The 345-nt window shown below is 56.5% G+C and carries 1 protein-coding gene; it reads left to right on the top strand.

Annotated features, from left to right (window positions below):
* The coding region (locus tag CWC14_RS18525) for a VCBS domain-containing protein (protein ID WP_138564349.1) at positions 1 to 345 on the top strand (345 nt) is incomplete at both ends.

The raw sequence follows: 345 nt of genomic DNA, 5'->3' as shown, positions 1-345 counted from the left end.
CGTCGATTCCGACGGCAACTGGGCCTATATGCTGGATAATGACACTGCCGCTGTGCAGGGGCTGACATCTGCTGACACGATCAATGAGCAGTACATCGTGCAGCTCAGCGATGGCTCCAGCACGACAGTGGATATCGTCATCAAGGGGACTGATGATGCGCTGCCGGTCATCAGTTCACTGGAAGACCAATCTGTCACCGAAGCGACCGGAAGCACGCTTACCAATACCTTTACCGTGTCAGCTGCAGCAGGTATTGCGGCAGTGACGATCGCTGGCGTGGATATCACGGATGCCAGCACCACACCGGTAGTGATCCCCAACCCAGATGGTGAAGGCACGCTGAC

Source organism: Pseudoalteromonas sp. S3260 (assembly GCF_005886925.1).
Lineage (GTDB): Bacteria > Pseudomonadota > Gammaproteobacteria > Enterobacterales > Alteromonadaceae > Pseudoalteromonas > Pseudoalteromonas tetraodonis.
This window is presented reverse-complemented; position numbering and strand designations above follow the sequence as displayed.